Origin of the sequence: Synechococcus sp. Tobar12-5m-g, assembly GCF_024345415.1 — a bacterium.
In the GTDB taxonomy this organism is placed as follows: Bacteria; Cyanobacteriota; Cyanobacteriia; order PCC-6307; family Cyanobiaceae; genus Regnicoccus.
The window spans coordinates 101,657-119,992 of sequence record NZ_JAGQBB010000006.1 but is presented as its reverse complement, the minus strand read 5'-3'; the positions used below and the strand labels follow the sequence as shown (position 1 = coordinate 119,992).

The window sequence follows — 18,336 nt, the reverse complement described above, 5'->3', positions numbered from 1 at the left end:
CCGGCGGCTCCACGTCTTTCCTGTCCCCACTGTTCCTATCCACCTTGGGTCCCTCGTTCCGGCACCTGCTGAGCACCGTGGCGGCGGACCTGCGGATCATCAAGGAACGCGACCCTGCCGCCCGCAGCACTCTCGAAATCCTTCTCTGTTACCCGGGCTTCCACGCCCTGGTGCTGCATCGCTTCAGCCACCGGCTGTGGCGCTGGGGGATCCCCCTGCTGCCCCGGCTGCTTTCCCAGCTGGGACGGTCGCTGACGGGGGTGGAGATCCATCCGGGCGCCCGGATCGGCCACGGCGTGTTCATCGACCACGGCATGGGGGTGGTGATCGGGGAAACCTCCGAGATCGGCGATCGTTGCCTGCTCTATCAGGGGGTCACCCTGGGGGGGACGGGCAAGGTGCACGGCAAGCGCCATCCCACCCTGGGGGAGAACGTGGTGGTGGGCGCCGGCGCCAATGTGCTCGGCGCCATCACCGTGGGCTCGAACACCCGCATCGGGGCGGGCTCCGTGGTGCTGCGCGATGTGCAACCCGACAGCACGGTCGTGGGGATCCCGGGCCGGGTGGTGCATCAGTCAGGGGTTCGCATCGATCCACTGGCCCACTCGGCCCTGCCCGACGCGGAGGCCCGGGTGATTCGCAACCTGATGGAGCGGATCGACGTGCTGGAGAACGAGCTGGCCCAGCTGCAGCAGTGCCTGCGGGACGTGGCGGCGGGACGGCCCTTGCTGGAGGGCTGCGGTGCCAAGGCCCAGAACCTCAAGGATCGCGAGATTCTGGAGTTCCTGGGGGATCGCTCCAGCAACAGCGGCTGAGGCCTCAGCCGGTGGCCAACGCCTCGGCACTTTCCATGCGGGGCTGGAACATGAACATGGAATAGATCACGTTGCGGCGCATCGAGGTCATCATGTCAAGGAACATGTCATACCCCTCGTTCTTGTATTCGATCAGTGGATCCTTCTGGCCGTAACCCCGCAGCCCTACCGATTCGCGCAGGGCATCCATGGCCTGGAGATGTTCGCGCCAGAGGGTGTCGATCTGCTGGAGGATGAAGAAGCGCTCCGCCTCCCGCATCAGGTTGGGGCGTGACTGCTCGACCTGGCTCTCCTTGAGGTCGTACGCGTTGCGGAGCTGCTCCCGCAGGAAGGCCTTGAGTTCCTCAATCGACAGCCCTTGCAGCTGCTCGGGAGTGAGATCGGCCAGCAGGTAGACGAACTCCTGCACCTTGGCCACGAGCTGGCCCAGGTCCCACTCTTCAGCGGGCAGGTCGGGATTGACGTAGGCCTCGACGATGTCATCCATGGTGCGCTCCCCGTAGCCGATCACCTGCAGCTTGAGTTCCCGTCCTTCCAGCACGCGCCGACGCTCGGCATAGACGGCCCGGCGCTGGTTGTTCATCACCTCGTCGTACTCGAACACCTGCTTGCGGATGTCGTAGTAGTACGTTTCGACTTTCTTCTGAGCCCCTTCGAGGGAGCGAGTGAGCATGCCCGATTCAATCGGCATGTCCTCCTCAACCCGGAAGGCGTTCATCAGCCCGGCCACCCGTTCGCCGCCGAAGATGCGCAGCAGGTTGTCCTCCAGGGAGAGGAAGAAACGGGTGCTGCCCGGATCCCCCTGGCGGCCGGAGCGGCCGCGCAGCTGGTTGTCGACCCGGCGCGATTCGTGGCGCTCGGTGCCGACCACGTGCAGGCCGCCGGCCTGCCGCACCCGCTCCTCCTCCTGTTTCACCACCGCGTCGTACTCGCCGCGCACCCTGGCGATCATGCGGCGCAGGTTCTGGATGTGGGCATCGTCGGTGGGGGCCTTCTCGGCCGCTTGGGCGATGCGGTCTTCGAGTTCCAGCACCGAAAGGGCCCGGTCACCCCAGGCCTTGACCAGCTCCCGGGCCAGCTCCACCAACGACTGCTCAGTGGCGTCGGTGAGGGCGCAGGGGAAGAGGGCGCCGATGGCGCGGGCCTCACTGGGGGCATGGGGCTGAGCGGCGGTCTTGGGGCCAAAGCCACTGCCCGTGGCCTCCCGCGGCAGCGGAACCGGCGGGCGATGGCCCTCCTCGGGACGCACCAGCAGGGGCAGCAGCACCTCCCGCAGCTTGAGCCGGGCCATGTAATCGCTGTTACCACCGAGGATGATGTCGGTGCCGCGGCCGGCCATGTTGGTGGCGATCGTGACGGCCCCCGCCCGGCCGGCCTGGGCGACGATCTCGGCTTCCCGCTCGACGTTCTCCGGCTTGGCGTTCAAAAGATTGTGGGGAACCGCCTGCTCGGCCAGTAGGGCGCTGAGCAACTCCGATTTCTCGACGCTGGTGGTGCCCACCAGCACTGGCCGGCCGGCCCGGTGAATCTCGGCCGTCTCAGCGGCAACGGCACGCCACTTGGCGGCTTCGTTCTTGTACACCTGATCGACGAGGTCGTGACGGGAGCGCTGCCGGTTGGTGGGCACCACCGTGACTTCGAGTTTGTAGGTTTTCTCGAATTCCACCTCCTCGGTTTTAGCGGTGCCGGTCATGCCGGCCAGACGGGGGTAGAGCAGGAAGAAGTTCTGGTAGGTGATGCTGGCCAGGGTCTGGGTTTCGGGCTGAATCGCAAGGTTCTCCTTCGCCTCAATCGCCTGGTGCTGGCCATCGCTCCAGCGGCGCCCCGGCATCACCCGGCCGGTGAACTCATCGACGATCACGGCGTCTTCGCCCCGCACGATGTAGTTCACATCCTTGATGAACAGGGATTTGGCCTTGAGCGCATTGGTGATGTAATGGGCCCAGGGATCGGCGGGATCAAACAGATCCTCCACCCCCAGCAACTGCTCGGCCTTGGCGTAGCCCTCGTCGGTGAGGGTGACGTTGCGCTGCTTCTCATCCACCTCGTAGTCCCCCTCCGGATCTATCCCATCCTTGGCGGTTCCCTCGGCTCGCAGCAGTTGCTCGGCGATGTCGGCCGCGCGGCGGTACTTCTCCTGGGGGCGCTCGATCTGGCCGGAGATGATCAGGGGCGTTCGGGCCTCATCGACCAGGATCGAATCAACTTCATCGATGATGCAGTAGTTGAAGTTTCTCTGAACCACCTCCTCGATGTCATTAGCCATGTTGTCGCGCAGGTAGTCGAACCCGAGCTCGCTGTTGGTGGCATAGGTGATGTCACAGCCGTAGTTGCGGCGACGCTCAAATGGGGGCATGTCCTGCTGGATCAGCCCCACCGAAAGGCCGAGGAAGCGATGCACCTGGCCCATCCACTCCGCGTCGCGGCGGGCCAGGTAGTCGTTCACCGTCACCACGTGAACCCCGGCGCCGGTCAGGGCGTTGAGGTAGGCCGGCAGGGTGGCCACGAGGGTTTTGCCCTCGCCCGTCTTCATCTCGGCGATCTGGCCTTCATGCAGCACCATGGCACCGATCAGCTGCACGTCGAAGTGGCGCATGCCCAGCACCCGCTTGCCGGCCTCGCGCACCACGGCGAAGGCCTCGGGAAGCATGGCATCGAGCAGTTGCCGCTGCCGGGCAGGATTCTCGGCCTTCTGGAGCCGCTCCTTGAACTCGCCGGTCTTGCCGCGCAACTGGTCGTCACTGAAGGGGGCGATCTCCTCCTCCAGCAGGTTGATGTCCGACACCAGGGGCTGGTACCGCTTCAGCTTGCGGGCGTTGGGGTCGCCCAGCAGGAATTTGAGCATGGAAACGGCCGCCCATTTGGCTTCACCCTATCACCGCCGACTCGCGCCTGACCGCCAAGAAACAAGGTGGGCCAAGGGGTTTCATCGAAACAATGACGTGCAGTTAAGGTGAATTGATGGGTCCTCTCGGACCAGAATCAGGCCAGCGCCCATGGGCATGAACCTCAAAGACCAGCTGGTTCCAGCCGTCGAGGCCGCCACGCTGCGGGCCGTTGAGACGGTTGCTCAGCGATCAGGGCCCCAGGAACAGAAAGGGGACAACGTGGGCGCTCCGCTGCGGATCGTCCGCCACCGTCCGGGAGCCCCGGGCCTGCGTCTGCTGGGGCTGGGTCAACTGCAGCGGCTGCTGGACCAGCACAGCTTCTGGGCCCAGGGGCGCGAACGGTCCCAACTGGGGCGGATGCTGAGCGGCAGCCAGGCGGTGGTCAGCGCCTGGCGGGAACGGCAGCTGGTCGGATTCGGCCGAGCCACCAGCGACGGTGTCTACCGCGCCGTGCTGTGGGATGTGGTGGTGGCCAATGACCACCAGGGCCAGGGGGTCGGCAGGAGAATCGTGGCAGCTCTGCTCAAAAGCCCTGGCCTGGCCGGGGTGGAACGGGTGTACCTGATGACCTCTAACGGCTCAGGCTTCTACCAGCAACTGGGCTTCCAAAGGTCCGAGACCCAGGAACTGCTTCTGTGGCAGGCGATCTCGGGTTGTTCAAGCGGATGAAGAGATTCGAACTCTCGACCCTCTCCTTGGCAAGGAGATGCTCTACCACTGAGCTACATCCGCGGGGTGGACCGCGTCAGTCCAACAAGGATCCTGCATCATTGCGGGCCCCGGGGTCAATCATGCGTAGTGGTAGCCGATGAGACAGGCAGGGTCGTCGAGCTAAAAGCCGACCACAGAAGCTTCGTGGCGACTGCTGAAGAGGATGCACCTAGAAGGTCCACCCCCAGGGTTTATCAGAAGTCTCACAAGGCTGCCGGTTTGGGTCCTTCTGCGCTGCTCCAGCCCAGATGTTCGAGCAGGTACCTGATGTCGTGGGCGACAGCGGCCATGCCGTTGGCGATCGAGTCCATGCCTGCCAGCCGCATGGTGTTGAGCCCCATGCTGCGGAGGGTGGCCAGGATCTGTACCCCGTTGCGTTCTCGGCAGCGATTCCTGCCTCAGGGCCACGAGGGTTTTCTTTAATCTCGCTCCAGGTCTGAGAGAAAGAACTCCTCCAGTGCGAAGGGGAACACCTGGCTGGGCTTCATCCTCCCCGCCGGCGCTTTCCTGGAAGTTGAACTCGGCCTGGCTGGCAGCGGCGCTGGCTGCCGTGGCCAGCACGAGGTTGTTGGTGAGAAACAGCCGGGGCGAAATCAGAAAGCCGGTGCCGTATGCCGTAGCCCGCGGCGCGGCCCTGCCCATCACGGATCTGCACCCGAGCCACGGCCCGCGCCACCTGCATCCCCCGCTCCAGCGAGCGAGGAAAATCGCGGGGGGCCACCCCCGGACCTGTGGGGCTGAAGCTGCGGCTCATGTCTTTCAGCTGCTCCACGAGCTGCCGGTCGGTATGGAGACGGTCCAGCCGCTGCGCCACCAGCTCGGGATCGTTGGCGGCCAGCACCCCCTGCTCTTCGATCACTCGCAGCGTCCGGCTGCGCCGTTCGCTTCGCTCCGCATAACGGGCTGTGGTGTCCCGCAAGAGATCCTTGATGGGCTGCATGACGGCAGCGTCCGACGACCGGTCTCAACCTAGGAGTGAAGACCGGCAACCCATCCGATTCGTGATCCGATGATCCGGGCCTATCCCTGGTGGGCTTCAAGATTCCATGAGCCCCCTTCCGCGTGCGTCGATTCCGCCATGTCCCACCCCCTGCCGGTGACGCTCCTCGGCTACGCCGCCGCCACGCTCACCACCTTGAGCTTTTTCCCCCAGGCGATCAAGACGGTCCGCAGCGGCGACACCCGCGGCATCTCCCTGCGCATGTACCTGCTGTTCACGGCGGGGATCACCGGCTGGGGGATCTACGGGCTGCTCACCGGGGATGGGCCTTTGATTGCTGCCAACGCCCTCACCCTGATCCCGGCGCTGGTGGTGCTGGAGCGGAAGATTCAGGCGCTGCGCCGTGGTCGCGACCGCCTCTGGTGAGATGCTCCGGTGAGCCGGTCCCGCATCAGCGCAAAAAATCGTTACAGTGACGGAACAGGCTGATGTCCATGGGCGAACTGATCGGAGTGGGTGGCGCGTCGTCAGGAATCCAGGGGGGCGTGGAGCTGGCCTCGGTCCTGGTGAGTCTGCTGGCCCTTGGTCTCTTCTCCCTCTTCCAGTCCGAACAGGAGAACGACGATGACGACTCCAACCCAGGCGGCGGCTTGATGCAGCCGGTCAGCTGAGCCGCCTGAAGCCTCAGGGCTTGCTGAGGGCCGCCGGCAGGTTGGCGCTAGTGGGGTTGTAGTGCTTGGTGGGGCCCTTGCTGATGTTGCGAAGCTGCTTGACCAGGGTGTTTTCGGCCTCCTTGTATTGGCCGTCCTTGCGGGTGCCGATGTCTTCGAGCTTGAGGTTCTGAATCTCCTTCTCGCTCAGCTTCACGGCAACATCGGGGGAGATGCCGTGCTTGTGGATGTCCCGGCCGCTCGGGGTTAGGTACTTGGCGATCGTCACCGTCATGCCTGAGCCATCGGAGAGCCCCCGCACCGACTGCACCAGCCCCTTGCCGAAGGTCTTCTGGCCCACCAGCAGCCCGCGCTTGTTGTCCTGCAGGGCGCCGGAGAGAATCTCGCTGGCACTGGCCGACCCCTCGTTGACCAGGATCACCACCGGGGCCTTGGTGAGCGCCCGACCATTGGCGCGCTTGATGTCCTGGATGCCGTCGCGGGTGCGGGTGGACACGATCACCCCCTCATCGAGCCACTGCCGCGCGATCTCCACGCTGGCCACCAGCAGACCACCGGGATTGCTGCGCAGGTCGAGCACATACCCCTGCACCCCCTTGGCCTCCAGGTCCTTGAGGGCCGCGCGCATGTCCTTCGAGGCGTTGGCGTTGAATTGCTTGAGGCGGATGTAGCCCACCTTCACGCCTTCCGGGCTGGTGTTGATCTGGTGTTCCACGGCGTGGAGCTCGATCCGCTCGCGGGTGAGCGGCACCGTTAGCACCTGGCTCTTGCGGCGCATCTCCAGGATCACCGAGGTGCCGGCCTGGCCACGGATCAGCTTGACCGCGTCTTCGGTGGTCATGCCCTTCGTGCTCTTGCCGTCGATCGAGACGATCACATCCTTCGGCTGCACGCCGGCCAGGGAGGCGGGCGATCCGTCGATCGGTGACACCACCACCAGTTCCTTGCTGTCCTTGTCGAGGCTCAGCTGGATGCCCACCCCGGAGAGTTCCCCGGAAGTGTCGATCTGCATCTCCTTGAACTCCCGCGGGTCCATGAAGCGGGTGTAGGGATCATCGAGGGTGCCGAGCATCCCCCTGATCGCCTCGTAGCTTTCCTTGGTGTTGCCGTAACTCTTGGCGAGCAGATCACGCCGGAGTTTGCGCCACTGCTCCGGGGTGTACTTGCCGGTGGTGTCGAGATAGTCGCGGAAGACGATCTGCCAGGCCTGGTCCATCACCTCCTTGGGGCTGTCGGTGATCAGGGAGGCGGAACTCGGCGCCATGAACAATTCGCTCCCGACCACTGCCGCAGCCGTGCAGGCGCCAACCCCGGCCAACACAAGCAGGCTGGTGCGACCATTGGCCATTGGGGAAAACTCCGAGCGCCGAGGACTGAGCCTTCAAGTTAGCCCGCTCACCTGGCCGAAGCAGGGGGAGAAGACCGTTCACAGCCACGTCCACATGTGACTGACAGAGAGGACTGACTGAGGGGACTGACCTTCGCTTCAGGGATCCACCCAGCGGCCGTCCTCCTTGATCAGGGCGATCAGGGCCTCCACCCCTTCCGCCTCCGGCACCCGCCGGATCTCGTCGCGGCCCCGATACAGCGAGATGGTGCCGGGGGTCTTGCCCACGTAGCCGTAGTCGGCGTCGGCCATCTCGCCGGGGCCGTTGACGATGCAGCCCATCACGGCGATGTCGAGGCCGGTGAGGTGGGCCGTGGCGTTGCGCACCACGTGCAGCACCTCCTCCAGGTTGAACAGGGTGCGGCCGCAGCTGGGGCAGGCCACGTACTCCACCATCGTTTTCCTGAGCCCCAGGGCCTGCAGGATCGAGTAGCAAACCGGGATCTCCTTCTCCGGCGCTTCGGTGAGCGAGACGCGGATCGTGTCGCCCAGGCCCTCTGCCAGCAGGGTGGCGATGCCGGCGGTGCTCTTGATGCGGCCGTAATCGCCATCGCCAGCCTCGGTGACCCCCAGGTGCAGGGGGTAGGGGAACCCCTCGGCGTCCATGCGGTCGGCCATCATCCGGTAGGCCGCCAGCATCACCGGCGCCCGCGAGGCCTTCATCGACACCACGATGTTGTGGAAGTCGAGGCGGTCGCAGATGCGGATGAACTCCAGGGCGCTCTCCACCATGCCCAGCGGCGTGTCGCCGTAGGTGAACAGCATCCGTTCGGCCAGGGAGCCGTGGTTGACGCCGATACGCAGCCCTTTGTCCTGGTCTTTGAGCAGGCTCACCAGGGGCTCCAGGGTGGCCTGGATGCGCGCGCCGATCGCCGCCACTTCCTCGGGGCTGAATTCGGTGCGGTTCGGATCGGGCTTGTCGAACACATAGAGGCCGGGATTGATGCGCACCTTGTCGACGTGCTGGGCCACCTCCAGGGCGATCTTCATGCCGTTGTGGTGCACGTCCGCCACCAGGGGCACCGGTTTGTAGCTGTCTTCAAGACGCTTGCGGATCTCCCCCACCGCCCGGGCATGGCCCAGGCTCGGCACCGTGAGCCGCACGATCTCGCAACCCGCCTCATGGAGGCGGCGAATGCCGGCGGTGGCGCCGGCGATGTCGAGGGTGTCCTCGTTGATCATCGACTGCACCACCACCGGGTGTTCGCTGCCGATCCACACGTCGCCCACCCGCACGCTGCGGGTCTGACGGCGGCGAATCAAGGTGTCGTAGCGGGGGTTGCTGGCCCAGTCGGCGGGGAGGCCCGGCAGGCTGGTGTCGGGGCGGGCGAGGGTGCCGGTCATCGCGGGTGGGCCGGTGTTGGCCAAAGCCTGTCACAGCGGCCGGGGAACCGGCGAAGGGCGGAGCGTCAACCCCCTGGTTGATCGAGCCGCCTCTTCACCTCCTTTAGATCCTGCCAGGTGTGCCACTTCGGGCTGCCGGTTTGCCGCGAAGGATTGCGCAGCAGATAGGAGGGATGAAAGATCGGCAGGCACCAGCGCCCCTGCCATTGCTGCCACTGGCCCCGCAGCCTGGTGATGCCTCCCCTGATCCCCAGCACCCCTTCCACCGCCGTGGCTCCGGCCAGCAGGATCACTTCGGGCTGCACCAGCTCCACCTGCTCCAGGAGCCAGGGCAGACAGGCCGCCATCTCCTTGGCGGTGGGTTTGCGATTCTCCGGCGGGCGGCACTTCACCACATTGCAGATGTAGGCATCACGATTGGTGTCAATCGATACGCTGGCCATCATCTGATCCAGCAGCTGGCCGGCCCGGCCCACGAAGGGGAAACCGCTGGCATCCTCCTGGGCACCGGGGCCCTCGCCGACCACCATCAACCGGGCGGCGGGGTTGCCGCGGCTCACCACCACCTGATGGCGTGTTGCGCCAAGACCGCAGCGGCGGCAAGCGTCACAGGCGCCATGCAGCTGCCGCAGCCCTTCGCTGACCGGCAGGCCGGGGGCGGCGAACAGGCTGGGCTGCGCGGGGGGTGGGGATCCGGGTTCGATCGGTCGGAGCCGGAAAAAGGGATCCTATGGAGCCAGATGGGCGTCAGGCAGGATGACCTCTTCTTTTCACGCGCTCCACTGCCGGAACGCCGCCGCCCATGTTGCGGTCGAACGCTGCGACCATGCTGATGCCCCGCCCGTTGAACCTCTCGGATCGGGCCCTGGCGCTGCAACCCTCGCTCACCCTCGCCATCTCCGCCCGCGCCCGCCAGCTCAGGGCCGATGGTCACGACATCTGTGGCCTCAGTGCCGGCGAGCCCGATTTCGACACCCCCGCCTTCATCCGCGAGGCCGTCTGCGAAGCCCTGGCCAGGGGTGCAACCCGCTACGGCCCCGTTGCCGGCGAGCCGGCCCTGCGCCAGGCGCTCGCCACCAAGCTCAGCGCCGAGAATGGCATCCCCACCACCGCCGAGCAGGTGCTGGTCACCAACGGCGGCAAACAGGCGCTCTACAACCTCTTCCAGGTGCTGCTGGGGCAGGGCGATGAGCTGCTGCTTCCGGCCCCCTACTGGCTGAGCTATCCGGAGATGGCCCAGCTGGCCGGTGCCACGGTGCGGGTGCTGCCGAGCCTGGCCTCGGAAGGGTTCCGGCTGCGCCCGGAGCAGCTGGAGGCCGCGATCACGCCGGCCAGCAAGCTGCTGGTGCTCAACAGCCCTTCCAACCCCACCGGCCTGGTGCTGAGCCGGGGGGAACTGGAGGGGTTCGCGGCGGTGCTGCGGCGCCATCCCCAAGTGGCGGTGGTCTGCGACGAGATCTACGAGTTCCTGCTGGCCCCCGGTCACCAGCACCACAGCTTCGCGGCGATCGCCCCCGACCTGCAGCACCGGGTGTTTGTGGTGAACGGCTTTGCCAAGGGCTGGGCGATGACCGGCTGGCGGCTGGGCTACCTGGCCGGGGCCCGCGAGGTGATCGCCGCCGCCAGCGCCCTGCAGAGCCAGAGCACCAGCAACGTCTGCACCTTCGCCCAGTACGGCGCCCTGGCCGCCATCGAAGGTCCGCGGGATTGCGTGCGGGAGATGGCCGAGCAGTTCAACCAGCGCCGCACCCTGCTCAGCGACGGGCTGCGGGCCCTGCCGGATATCGCCTTGCAGCCGCCCCAGGGGGCGTTCTACGCCTTCCCGGATGTGAGCAGCTACGGGCTGGATTCGATGCGCTTTTGCAACCAGCTGCTGGAGCGGGAGGGTCTGGCGGTGGTGCCAGGAGTGGCCTTCGGTGACGACCGCTGCATCCGGCTCTCCTGTGCAGCCTCACCCGCCACGATTCTGGATGGCCTGGCGCGCCTTGAGCGCTTCCTGGCCAGCCTCTGACCCCCCCACCTCTGATGTCCTCTCTTTTTCGCCGCCCTCTACTGCGGCTCCGAGAACGTTCGACCGCCGTGCTGGCTGGCCTGGCCCTGGCCCTGTTTCCGGCGGTCTTGCCCCCCTCCCAACCCGGTGCTGCGCCCCTGATCCCTGGAGCTGAAGCCCAGCAGAAGCTGTTGCGGATCAGCGCCATTCCCGATCAGAAACCGGAAACCCTCAACCGCCTCTACCCCCTGCTGGCGAACGAGCTCAGCCGCAGCCTGGGCGTGCCGGTGAAGTACGTGCCGGTGACCGACTACACCGCCGCCGTGAGCGCCTTCCGCCGCGGTGATCTCGATCTGGTCTGGTTCGGCGCCCTCACCGGCGTGCAGGCCCGACTGCAGAAGCCCGGCGCCAAGGTGATCGCCCAGCGGGACATCGACGGCTCCTTCCACAGCCTCTTCATCGCCAACACCGTCAGCGGCCTCAAGCCGATCCGCAACCAGAAGGGCCTGAGTGAGCTGAAGGGCAAGCGCTTCACCTTCGGCTCGGAGAGTTCCACCTCAGGCCGGCTGATGCCCCAGTACTTCCTCGGCCAGGCGGGGGTGACGCTGCAGGATTTCGCCGGCGGCGCCCCCGGCTTCAGCAGCAGCCACGACGCCACGATCGCCCTGGTGCAGAGTGGGGCCTACCAGGCCGGCGTGGTGAACGAGGAGGTTTGGCAAAGCAGCCTGCTCTCCGGCAAGACAGACCCCAGGAAGGTGATCGTGATCTGGCGCACCCCTGGCTACCCCAATTACCACTGGCTGGCCCAGCCCGATCTCGACCAGCGCTTCGGCAAGGGCTTCACCGCCAAACTCCAGGGCAGTTTTTTGAACCTGCGCGCCAACAACCCCAAGCAGGCCGACATCCTGGAGTTGTTCGGCGCGAAGCGGTTCATTCCGGCGCCTGTGGCCCAGTACGACGCGATCGAGAAGGTGGGACGCGAGATCGGCAAGATCCGCTGAGCCATGCCCCCTTCCGGCCTCCCAACGCCGCTGCTGGAGCTGCGTGAGGTCACGGTGCCGGGCCGCGCTGCCGACCGGTTGGCGGGGGTTTCCCTGCAGTTGCGGTCAGGGGAGCGGGTGGCCTTGCTCGGGGCCAGCGGGGCCGGCAAGAGCACCCTGCTGGCCGTGGCCAACGGCCTGGTGGCTCCAGCCAGCGGGGCGGTGCTGTGGGAGGGGGCGCCGCCGGCCCGCTCCCGCCGGCTGCGGCAACGGCAGCGGGCCCGGATCGGCACCCTCTGGCAAGACCTGCGCCTGATCGAGGAGCTCACCGTCCAGCAGAACCTCAACGCCGCCCGGCTGGCGGAGTGGGGCTGGCCGAAGGCCCTGCTCAACCTGCTCCAACCCCTCGACACAGCCGCCAACAGCGCCGTGCTGCGGGAGGTGGATCTGGATCCGGCCCTGCTGCCCCAATCCGTCACGGCCCTCTCCGGTGGTCAGCGCCAGCGCCTGGCCATCGCCCGGCTTCTGCGCCAGCAGCCCACCCTGCTGCTGGCCGATGAACCCCTGGCCCACCTCGATCCGCGCCTGGCGGCGGAGCTTCTGGCCCTGCTGCTGCGCCAGGCCACGGCCCCCCGCGCCCTGCTGCTCAGCCTGCACCGTCCGGATCTGGTTGGTGGCTTCGACCGGGTGCTGGCGCTCAGGGCCGGTCGGCTGGTGCTGGATACTCCCCCCGCCGCCGTGGATCCCGCCCTGATCCAGGCGCTCTACGGCGCCGGGCCTTCGCCCTGGCCGGACGAGCCTCGATGACGCCCGTGGTCACGGCCCCCCGCCCCGGCCATTGCCCCTGGCCATTTCAGCCGCCTGCCGCGCCTTTGCTGATGCTGCTGCCGGCCCTGGTGCTGTTGCCCCTGGCGGCGCTGCTGCCCGGCCTGGTCCACGGCGGCGGCTGGGAGCTGATCGGACAGTTCGCCGCCGCGGCGCTCACCCCCTCGCTCGATCCGGTCCTGCTGGGCGCCGCCTTCACTGGCCTGGGCGTGACCGTGGGCATCGCCCTGCTCGGCTGGGCCCTCAGCCTCGCCCTCGGGCTGGTGGGGGGGGTGCTGAGTTCCCGCACCATCTGGCGGACCCTGCTTGCAGAGGCCTGGCCAGCCGAGCTGATCCGGCGGTTTCTGGCGGTGCCCCGCTCGATCCACGAGCTGCTTTGGGGGCTGCTGTTTCTGCAGCTGGTGGGCCTGCAGCCGGCCGTGGCGGTGCTTGCGATCGCCATTCCCTACGCAGCCCTGGTGGCCCGGGTGGTGGGCGATCTGCTCGATGCCCTGCCGACCGCCCCCCTCGACGCCCTGCGCAACGCCGGGGCCGGCGCCCCCGGCGCCCTGCTCACCGCCCTCGGTCCGGCCCTGTTGCCCGGCGCCTTCAGCTATGGCGGCTACCGCCTAGAGTGCGCCCTGCGCAGCGCCACCCTGCTCGGTGTGTTCGGCCTCGGCGGGCTGGGCACGGAGCTGCGCCTCACCCTGCAGTCGCTGCAATTCCACGAACTTTGGACCGGCCTGTGGCTGCTGCTCGCCGTGATGCTTCTGCTGGAGGGCTCGCTGCGCCTGCTGCGCCGGCGCTGGGGCATGCCGGGCCGCTTCGGCCTGGACGCCCGCGGCGTGGGCCGCAGCGGCCGCGAACTGCTGCTGGCCCTGCTGGCCTTGCTGCCGGTGCTGGTGCTGGTGGCGCGGGCCCTGGGGGTGAACCCGGCGTCGCTGCTGGTGTGGCAGGCGCTGCCGCCGTTTCTGCCCAACTGGCCGGTGGTGCTGGCCCTGCCCTGGGGGTCGATGGTGGGGACCACCGTGCTGCTGACCCTGCTGGCCGCCGCTCTGGCGGTGGGGGGAGCACCGCTGCTGCTGCTGTTCGTCGCCCCCTGGCCGTGGGGCCGGCTGCTGTTGCAGGGGCTCTGGGCCCTGGGGCGGCTGTGGCCACCGCCCCTCACCGCCCTGTTGCTGCTGTTCGTGCTCAAACCAGGCCTGGTCACGGCGGCCCTGGCCCTGGCCTTCCACAACCTCGGTGTTCTGGGCCGCCTGCTGCTCGAAGCCGCTGACTCTGCCGCCGAGGGCCCAGCCGCAGGCGGCGCCGAGCTCGCCCTGCGCTGCGCCGGCTGTGGGCCCCGGCTGGCCCTGCTCTATGGCCGCTTCAGTGGCCTGGCCCGCTCCTACCTGGCCTATGGCGCCTACCGGGCCGATGTGATCCTGCGGGAAACGGTGGTGGTCGGACTGGTGGGGGCTGCCGGGCTCGGAACGCTGCTGCTCGAAGCGCTCAGCTCCTTTGCCGTCGATCAGCTCCTCGCCCTGGTGGCCGTCTACGCCGCCTTGACCCTGGTGGGGGAGGATCTCAGCGACCGCGCCCGCCGCCGGCTGCTGGCGAGCTGAAGCCTTCCCGCGATCCGCCATGCCCGTTGCCATTCCTCGCAAGCTCGTGGTGCTGGGCGACAGCAGCGCCTACGGCTGGGGCGATCCCGAGAACGGGGGCTGGTGCGAACGGCTCCGTCGCCACTGGATGGGTCTGCCGGACGGACCGGTGCTCTACAACCTGGGGGTGCGGGGCGATGGGCTTGAGCGGCTCGCCGCCCGCCTGCCCGGCGAGGTGGGCTGCCGCGGCGAGCTGCGGCGCCAGGGGCCCCAGGGCATCCTGATCAACATCGGCCTCAACGACACCGCCCGGGTCGGCCGCTCCGACGGCCGCCACCAACTGGCGCCGGAGGCGTTTCTGTTCGGCCTGCAGCAGCTGCTCCGCCAGGCCACGGCCTTGGCGCCGGTGCTGGTGCTCGGGCTGACGCCGGTGGATGAGGCGGTGATGCCCTACGCCGGCTGCCTCTGGTACGACCTGGCAACCGTGCATCGCTACGAGCGGCTGCTGGAGGAGGCTTGCCTGGAGGCGGATGTGCCTTTCTTGCCCCTGCTGGAGCCGCTGCGGAGCGATCCCCACTGGCTGCGGCTGGTCGACGGCGATGGCCTTCACCTCAACGCCGCCGGCCATCATCGGATCTACGAACAGGTGCGGCTGTGGCCGGCGTTGTTGCGCTGGGCCGAGCTGGAAGCCTTGCGGGCCCGCACCCCCGCCCTGATCTCCTGATCACCCGAATGGGGGAGACGATTCCCTCCAGTTGGGGAATGGTGTCTAAAGGCGCACCGGACGGAGGGTGAAACCACTGTCTTCATCCCCCATCAGCCGTGTCAGATCAACCCTTCGCCGCCCTCAACGCCACCCTGCTCGAGCGCTACCGCGCCACCGGTGACCACCGCGCCCGCAACCGGCTGGTGGAGCTCAACCTTCCCCTGGTGAAGCAGTTGGCCGACCGTCTTAGCCGCACCACCACCCTGCCGTTCGAGGATCTCCTCCAACTGGGCTGCCTCGGCCTGATCCGGGCGATCGAACGTTTCGATCCAAGCTGTGGCGAGGCCCTGAGCAGCTACGCGGTCCCCTACATCCGCGGCGCCATGCAGCACCATCTCCGCGACCAGCACCCGCCGCTGCGCTGCTCCCGCCTGCTGCGGGAGCTCTACCGCCGCGGCCAGACCCTGCAGCAGCAGCGGCTGCACCAGCAGCTGCCGGCCCTGGCGGAGCAGGACCTGGCCGAGCAGCTCGGCTGCCGGCTGGAGCGCTGGCGGGACGCCTGCTCCCTCCACTGGGCCCTGCGGATCTGCAGCCTCGATGCGCCCGCCCCCCGGCGTGATGGCCTTGTCCTGCCCCTGGGGGAGCTGATCGAGGCCCGGGACACGCCCCATCCCTGCCGGCCCGACAGCCCGGTCCTGTCGGCCTGCTGTGAAGCGGAACCCCAGCACTGGCTGCGGCAGCGCCTCGGCCGCCTCGACCCTAGCCACCGGGAACTGCTGGAGGGGCGGGTGCTGGGGGGAGCCTCCTGGCGGGAGCTGGGCGAACGCCTGGGGCTGAAGGCCCGCGTTGCCCAGAAATGCTGCGAAGCCCTCCTGGCCCAGCTCCGCCAGGAACTCGGCGTCGAGCTGGCGGACCTGTTCGAACCGACGGCCCTGCTGGAGGGCCAGGCGTTTCCCCTCAGGCCAGCAACGGGGCCAGGCCCATCGCCAGGCCTGCCGCGATCAGGGTCTGAAGCCCATTGACCAGCTCATTGCTCAGCCAGGCCAGCTTCGGCTGCAGGGTGGCGCCGATCAGGCTTTCAAGCAGGGTGGCTGCCAGCCCCACCAGGGTCACCAGCCCCCAGGCCGCCGCCGATGGCAGCAGACCGAGGGCCAGCAGCACCAGGGCCATGGCGCCGCTTCCCACCAGGCTGGCCAGGGTGCCCTCCAGGCTGATCGCCCCCTCGGTGCCAGCCGGCACCGGCCGCAGGCTGGTGATCAGCAGGGTGGTGCGCCCCCAGCGCTTGCCGATCTCGCTGCCGCAGGTGTCCGCCAGCTTGGCGGCGAAACTGGCACTGAAGCCCAGCAGCAGCAGGGCCACCGGCGCGCCGGGTGCGGCGGTGAGCAAGGCGAGGCCCGCCCCGGTGGCGGCCGATCCCCAGACGTTTTCGGGGCCGCGGCGGCCACCCCGCCCTTCGGCCAGCCCCGCAGCCTGCTTGCGCCGGAACCCCAGGCGGGTGACCAGGGACCCCAGCACCAGATACAGCACCACCGCCAGCCAGCCGCGCCAGCCCAGGGCTCCCCAGAGCAGGGTGCCGAGCAGGCCGGCATGGACCCAGCCGGCGCGGGTGAGCAGCGGCAGCCGCTGGGCCAGGGCGATCAGGGTGGTGTTGAGCCCCAGCGCCAGCAACCAGTGGGCCGCGCTCTGGGGGGGAAGGAGGGGGGCCAGATCAGTCCACAAGGCGGGCTGCCCGGCGGGGCGGCGGCTGCTTCCAGTGTGGCCGGCCCCCGCTGGTTGGCAGGGGCGCGTTCTGTTGCACAGCCCTAAGCCGGGCGCCGTAGGCAGGGGGCGCGGCGGATAATCGAAACCACTGCCACGCTGGGCCGACGCCATGGTGTTCAACCGCAAGGGTTCCTTCTTCCTCGATCTGGGAAGCGACGGGCCCAAGAAGCCTGTTTCCGTGGCGCCCCAGCCTCCGGTTTCCAGCCCCACAACCACCCAGGCGCCTGCCCAGGCCCAGGCAGCATCCCAGCCAGCCGCCGAGGCGGCCCCGGTACTCACCACGGCGGAGGCCATCGCCGCCGAGCTTCGGCGCGAGCAGGAGAACCGCCCGGCCCCGTCAACGGCCACCTTTGCGCCTGATCTGTTGATTCCCTCCGGTGCCCTGCCCCGTCCCCGGCGTCTGGCCGGCGCCAACCTGGCCGGGTTCAAGGCGATCGCTGCAAGCCTGATCCGAGGCTGATCTCAACGGCCGCCGCAGTCTGCTGCCCGCCACTGGCTGAGCAGGCTGAGGCCGGCCACTGCCGCGGTGGAACAGCGCAGGATGCGCGGCCCCAGATTCACCGCCTGCCGGCCCGCCGCCAGGGCCAGCGCCTCCTCTGCCGGGCTCCAGCCCCCCTCCGGCCCGATCGCCAGCTCGATCGCCTCGCTCGACTCCCCTGCCGAGGTGGCGGCCAGAAGCGAGCCGAGCAGCGGCAAGGAGTCCTGGCGGGTGGTGGCAAGCAGCGCCAGGCCCGGTGCCGGCTTCGCCAGCCAGCTGCTGGCCTCAACCGCTTCGCCCAGCTCCGGCAGCCAGAGCCGCTCACACTGCTCGCTGGCCTCGCGCAGGATCGCCGGCCAGCGGCCACCCCGCCGTTCCGCTCCGACGCTGCTCCGCTCCGCCAGCAGCGGCTGCAGGCGATCGACGCCGAGCTCGCAGGCCATGCGGACCACCACATCGCCATCGAGGCGGGGAACGGCCAGGGCCAGGGTGAGGGCGGGACTGGGGGCGGCCACCGCTTCGAGTGGTGCCCCGGCGGGCTGCTGCAGGCGGGCCGTGCGTCGGTCGAGCAGCACGGCACTCCAGAGCCGGCCGGCCCCGTCGGTGACGGCGAAGCGATCGCCAGCTCCATAGCGCAGCACCCTGGTGAGGTAGCGGCTTTCCTCGGCCGTGAGGGCCAGCTCCTCGGCCAGCCGGGCGGGCTCGATCAGCAGGCGGCGCAGTTCACGGGCCATGGCAGCACCAGGGGGCGGGGATCAGCAGCTCAGTGGCCGCCACCCGAGGGGAAGATCGCCTCGTCCTGCTCCTCCACTGGCCAGTCGTCGTTGACCCCACCGATCACCAGCTCCTCGATCTCGGTCACGTCATTGTCGAGCTGGCGCAGCACATTGATCAGGACATCGAGGGCCACCCCGTCACTGGTGCCCAGATCCACCCAGCACCGTGCCCATTCCTCCTGATACTCCAGCTCGCCCATGTTGTGCATCAGGGCGGGCAGGGCCTTCTCGGCGTCATCGCCGTCGTAGGTCATCCAGCTCAGGTCGACGCCCTCCTCATGCACCTGCAGGTTCTCGGCATTGAAGCCGCCCAGCTTGCCCAGAAAGAACCAGCTCTCGAAGGCGGTGTCCACATAGCCGCGCTCCCCCTGGCCGGGTGGGGCGGCGAAGCGCAGCCAGATCCAGCAGTTGAACGGATCCACGTCCCGAAACCTGACGTCCATCACCAAGCGCCCACCGATCGACCCCATCCAACACCGGGGCAGCAAGCTGGACCGACCCG

The 18,336-nt window shown here is 68.2% G+C and carries 20 protein-coding genes and 1 tRNA gene; 11 read left to right on the top strand and 10 right to left on the bottom strand.

The annotated features are described in order from the left end of the window. Window positions 1-44: 44 nt before the first annotated feature. A complete protein-coding gene (gene cysE, locus KBY66_RS05810) occupies window positions 45-815 on the top strand; it encodes a serine O-acetyltransferase (RefSeq protein WP_399224917.1) in 771 nt (256 codons plus the stop codon). 4 nt (window positions 816-819) lie between these two features. Here the strand turns inward: cysE and secA are convergent, their stop codons facing one another. Continuing rightward, window positions 820-3,660, bottom strand: coding sequence for a preprotein translocase subunit SecA (secA, locus tag KBY66_RS05805; RefSeq protein WP_255088294.1), 2,841 nt, complete (start codon window positions 3,658-3,660; stop codon window positions 820-822). A 157-nt stretch (window positions 3,661-3,817) separates the two neighbouring features. Between secA and KBY66_RS05800 the strand changes: the two genes are divergently transcribed. Further along, on the top strand, window positions 3,818-4,372 hold the full coding sequence (locus KBY66_RS05800; protein WP_315855485.1) for a GNAT family N-acetyltransferase: 555 nt from the start codon (window positions 3,818-3,820) through the stop codon (window positions 4,370-4,372). Here the strand turns inward: KBY66_RS05800 and KBY66_RS05795 are convergent. From KBY66_RS05795 to KBY66_RS05785, 3 genes are all read right to left on the bottom strand, one after another. Then, window positions 4,364-4,435, bottom strand: a tRNA-Gly gene (locus KBY66_RS05795). The two genes, KBY66_RS05800 and KBY66_RS05795, sit on opposite strands and share 9 nt — an antisense overlap. A 182-nt stretch (window positions 4,436-4,617) precedes the next feature. After that, window positions 4,618-4,755 (bottom strand): hypothetical protein, encoded by a 138-nt coding sequence (locus tag KBY66_RS05790; protein WP_255088293.1) that lies wholly within the window; start codon window positions 4,753-4,755, stop codon window positions 4,618-4,620. A gap of 143 nt (window positions 4,756-4,898) precedes the next feature. After that, the gene (locus tag KBY66_RS05785; protein WP_255088287.1) at window positions 4,899-5,354 is read right to left on the bottom strand and encodes a hypothetical protein; all 456 of its coding nucleotides are present in this window, start codon (window positions 5,352-5,354) and stop codon (window positions 4,899-4,901) included. 138 nt (window positions 5,355-5,492) lie between these two features. Between KBY66_RS05785 and KBY66_RS05780 the strand changes: the two genes are divergently transcribed. Further along, the gene (locus KBY66_RS05780) at window positions 5,493-5,780 is read left to right on the top strand and encodes a SemiSWEET family sugar transporter (protein WP_255088286.1); all 288 of its coding nucleotides are present in this window, start codon (window positions 5,493-5,495) and stop codon (window positions 5,778-5,780) included. A gap of 68 nt (window positions 5,781-5,848) precedes the next feature. Beyond that, complete coding sequence (locus tag KBY66_RS05775; protein WP_255088285.1) at window positions 5,849-6,025, top strand: hypothetical protein; 177 nt, start codon at window positions 5,849-5,851, stop codon at window positions 6,023-6,025. Between the two features lie 13 nt (window positions 6,026-6,038). On the opposite strand, the gene KBY66_RS05770 is transcribed toward KBY66_RS05775, so the two are convergent. The 3 genes from KBY66_RS05770 to KBY66_RS05760 all read right to left on the bottom strand — a co-directional run bounded on the left by KBY66_RS05770 (window position 6,039) and on the right by KBY66_RS05760 (window position 9,406). After that, window positions 6,039-7,373: a S41 family peptidase gene (locus KBY66_RS05770; protein ID WP_255088284.1), complete on the bottom strand. Its 1,335-nt coding sequence runs from the start codon at window positions 7,371-7,373 to the stop codon at window positions 6,039-6,041. Between the two features lie 138 nt (window positions 7,374-7,511). After that, window positions 7,512-8,756: a (E)-4-hydroxy-3-methylbut-2-enyl-diphosphate synthase gene (gene ispG, locus KBY66_RS05765; RefSeq protein ID WP_255088283.1), complete on the bottom strand. Its 1,245-nt coding sequence runs from the start codon at window positions 8,754-8,756 to the stop codon at window positions 7,512-7,514. Window positions 8,757-8,821: 65 nt separating this feature from the next. Beyond that, the gene (locus KBY66_RS05760; protein ID WP_255088316.1) at window positions 8,822-9,406 is read right to left on the bottom strand and encodes a uracil-DNA glycosylase family protein; all 585 of its coding nucleotides are present in this window, start codon (window positions 9,404-9,406) and stop codon (window positions 8,822-8,824) included. A 182-nt stretch (window positions 9,407-9,588) separates the two neighbouring features. Here KBY66_RS05760 and KBY66_RS05755 point away from each other — a divergent pair, with 182 nt between their 5' ends. The 6 genes from KBY66_RS05755 (at window position 9,589) to KBY66_RS05730 (ending at window position 15,841) form a co-directional block, all read left to right on the top strand. Continuing rightward, on the top strand, window positions 9,589-10,767 hold the full coding sequence (locus KBY66_RS05755) for a pyridoxal phosphate-dependent aminotransferase (protein ID WP_255088282.1): 1,179 nt from the start codon (window positions 9,589-9,591) through the stop codon (window positions 10,765-10,767). Window positions 10,768-10,781: 14 nt separating this feature from the next. Further along, on the top strand, window positions 10,782-11,747 hold the full coding sequence (locus tag KBY66_RS05750; protein WP_255088281.1) for a putative selenate ABC transporter substrate-binding protein: 966 nt from the start codon (window positions 10,782-10,784) through the stop codon (window positions 11,745-11,747). Window positions 11,748-11,750: 3 nt separating this feature from the next. Beyond that, window positions 11,751-12,533, top strand: coding sequence for an ATP-binding cassette domain-containing protein (locus KBY66_RS05745; RefSeq protein ID WP_255088279.1), 783 nt, complete (start codon window positions 11,751-11,753; stop codon window positions 12,531-12,533). Next, window positions 12,530-14,134, top strand: a complete 1,605-nt coding sequence (locus KBY66_RS05740; RefSeq protein WP_255088277.1) for a PhnE/PtxC family ABC transporter permease — start codon at window positions 12,530-12,532, stop codon at window positions 14,132-14,134. Before KBY66_RS05745 ends, KBY66_RS05740 begins: the two co-directional genes overlap by 4 nt. Before the next feature lie 19 nt (window positions 14,135-14,153). Continuing rightward, a complete protein-coding gene (locus KBY66_RS05735) occupies window positions 14,154-14,837 on the top strand; it encodes a GDSL-type esterase/lipase family protein (protein ID WP_255088276.1) in 684 nt (227 codons plus the stop codon). 98 nt (window positions 14,838-14,935) lie between these two features. Further along, window positions 14,936-15,841: a sigma-70 family RNA polymerase sigma factor gene (locus KBY66_RS05730; protein WP_255088275.1), complete on the top strand. Its 906-nt coding sequence runs from the start codon at window positions 14,936-14,938 to the stop codon at window positions 15,839-15,841. On the opposite strand, the gene KBY66_RS05725 is transcribed toward KBY66_RS05730, so the two are convergent. Next, window positions 15,777-16,538: a DUF92 domain-containing protein gene (locus tag KBY66_RS05725; protein WP_255088272.1), complete on the bottom strand. Its 762-nt coding sequence runs from the start codon at window positions 16,536-16,538 to the stop codon at window positions 15,777-15,779. The two genes, KBY66_RS05730 and KBY66_RS05725, sit on opposite strands and share 65 nt — an antisense overlap. Before the next feature lie 151 nt (window positions 16,539-16,689). Between KBY66_RS05725 and KBY66_RS05720 the strand changes: the two genes are divergently transcribed. Beyond that, the gene (locus KBY66_RS05720; protein WP_255088271.1) at window positions 16,690-17,040 is read left to right on the top strand and encodes a hypothetical protein; all 351 of its coding nucleotides are present in this window, start codon (window positions 16,690-16,692) and stop codon (window positions 17,038-17,040) included. 2 nt (window positions 17,041-17,042) lie between these two features. On the opposite strand, the gene KBY66_RS05715 is transcribed toward KBY66_RS05720, so the two are convergent. Beyond that, on the bottom strand, window positions 17,043-17,792 hold the full coding sequence (locus KBY66_RS05715; protein WP_255088269.1) for a 16S rRNA (uracil(1498)-N(3))-methyltransferase: 750 nt from the start codon (window positions 17,790-17,792) through the stop codon (window positions 17,043-17,045). A gap of 29 nt (window positions 17,793-17,821) precedes the next feature. Continuing rightward, window positions 17,822-18,277 carry a DUF3531 family protein gene (locus KBY66_RS05710; RefSeq protein ID WP_255088268.1) on the bottom strand — a complete coding sequence of 152 codons (456 nt, stop codon included), beginning with the start codon at window positions 18,275-18,277 and terminating at the stop codon, window positions 17,822-17,824. Between the last annotated feature and the right edge of the window lie 59 nt (window positions 18,278-18,336).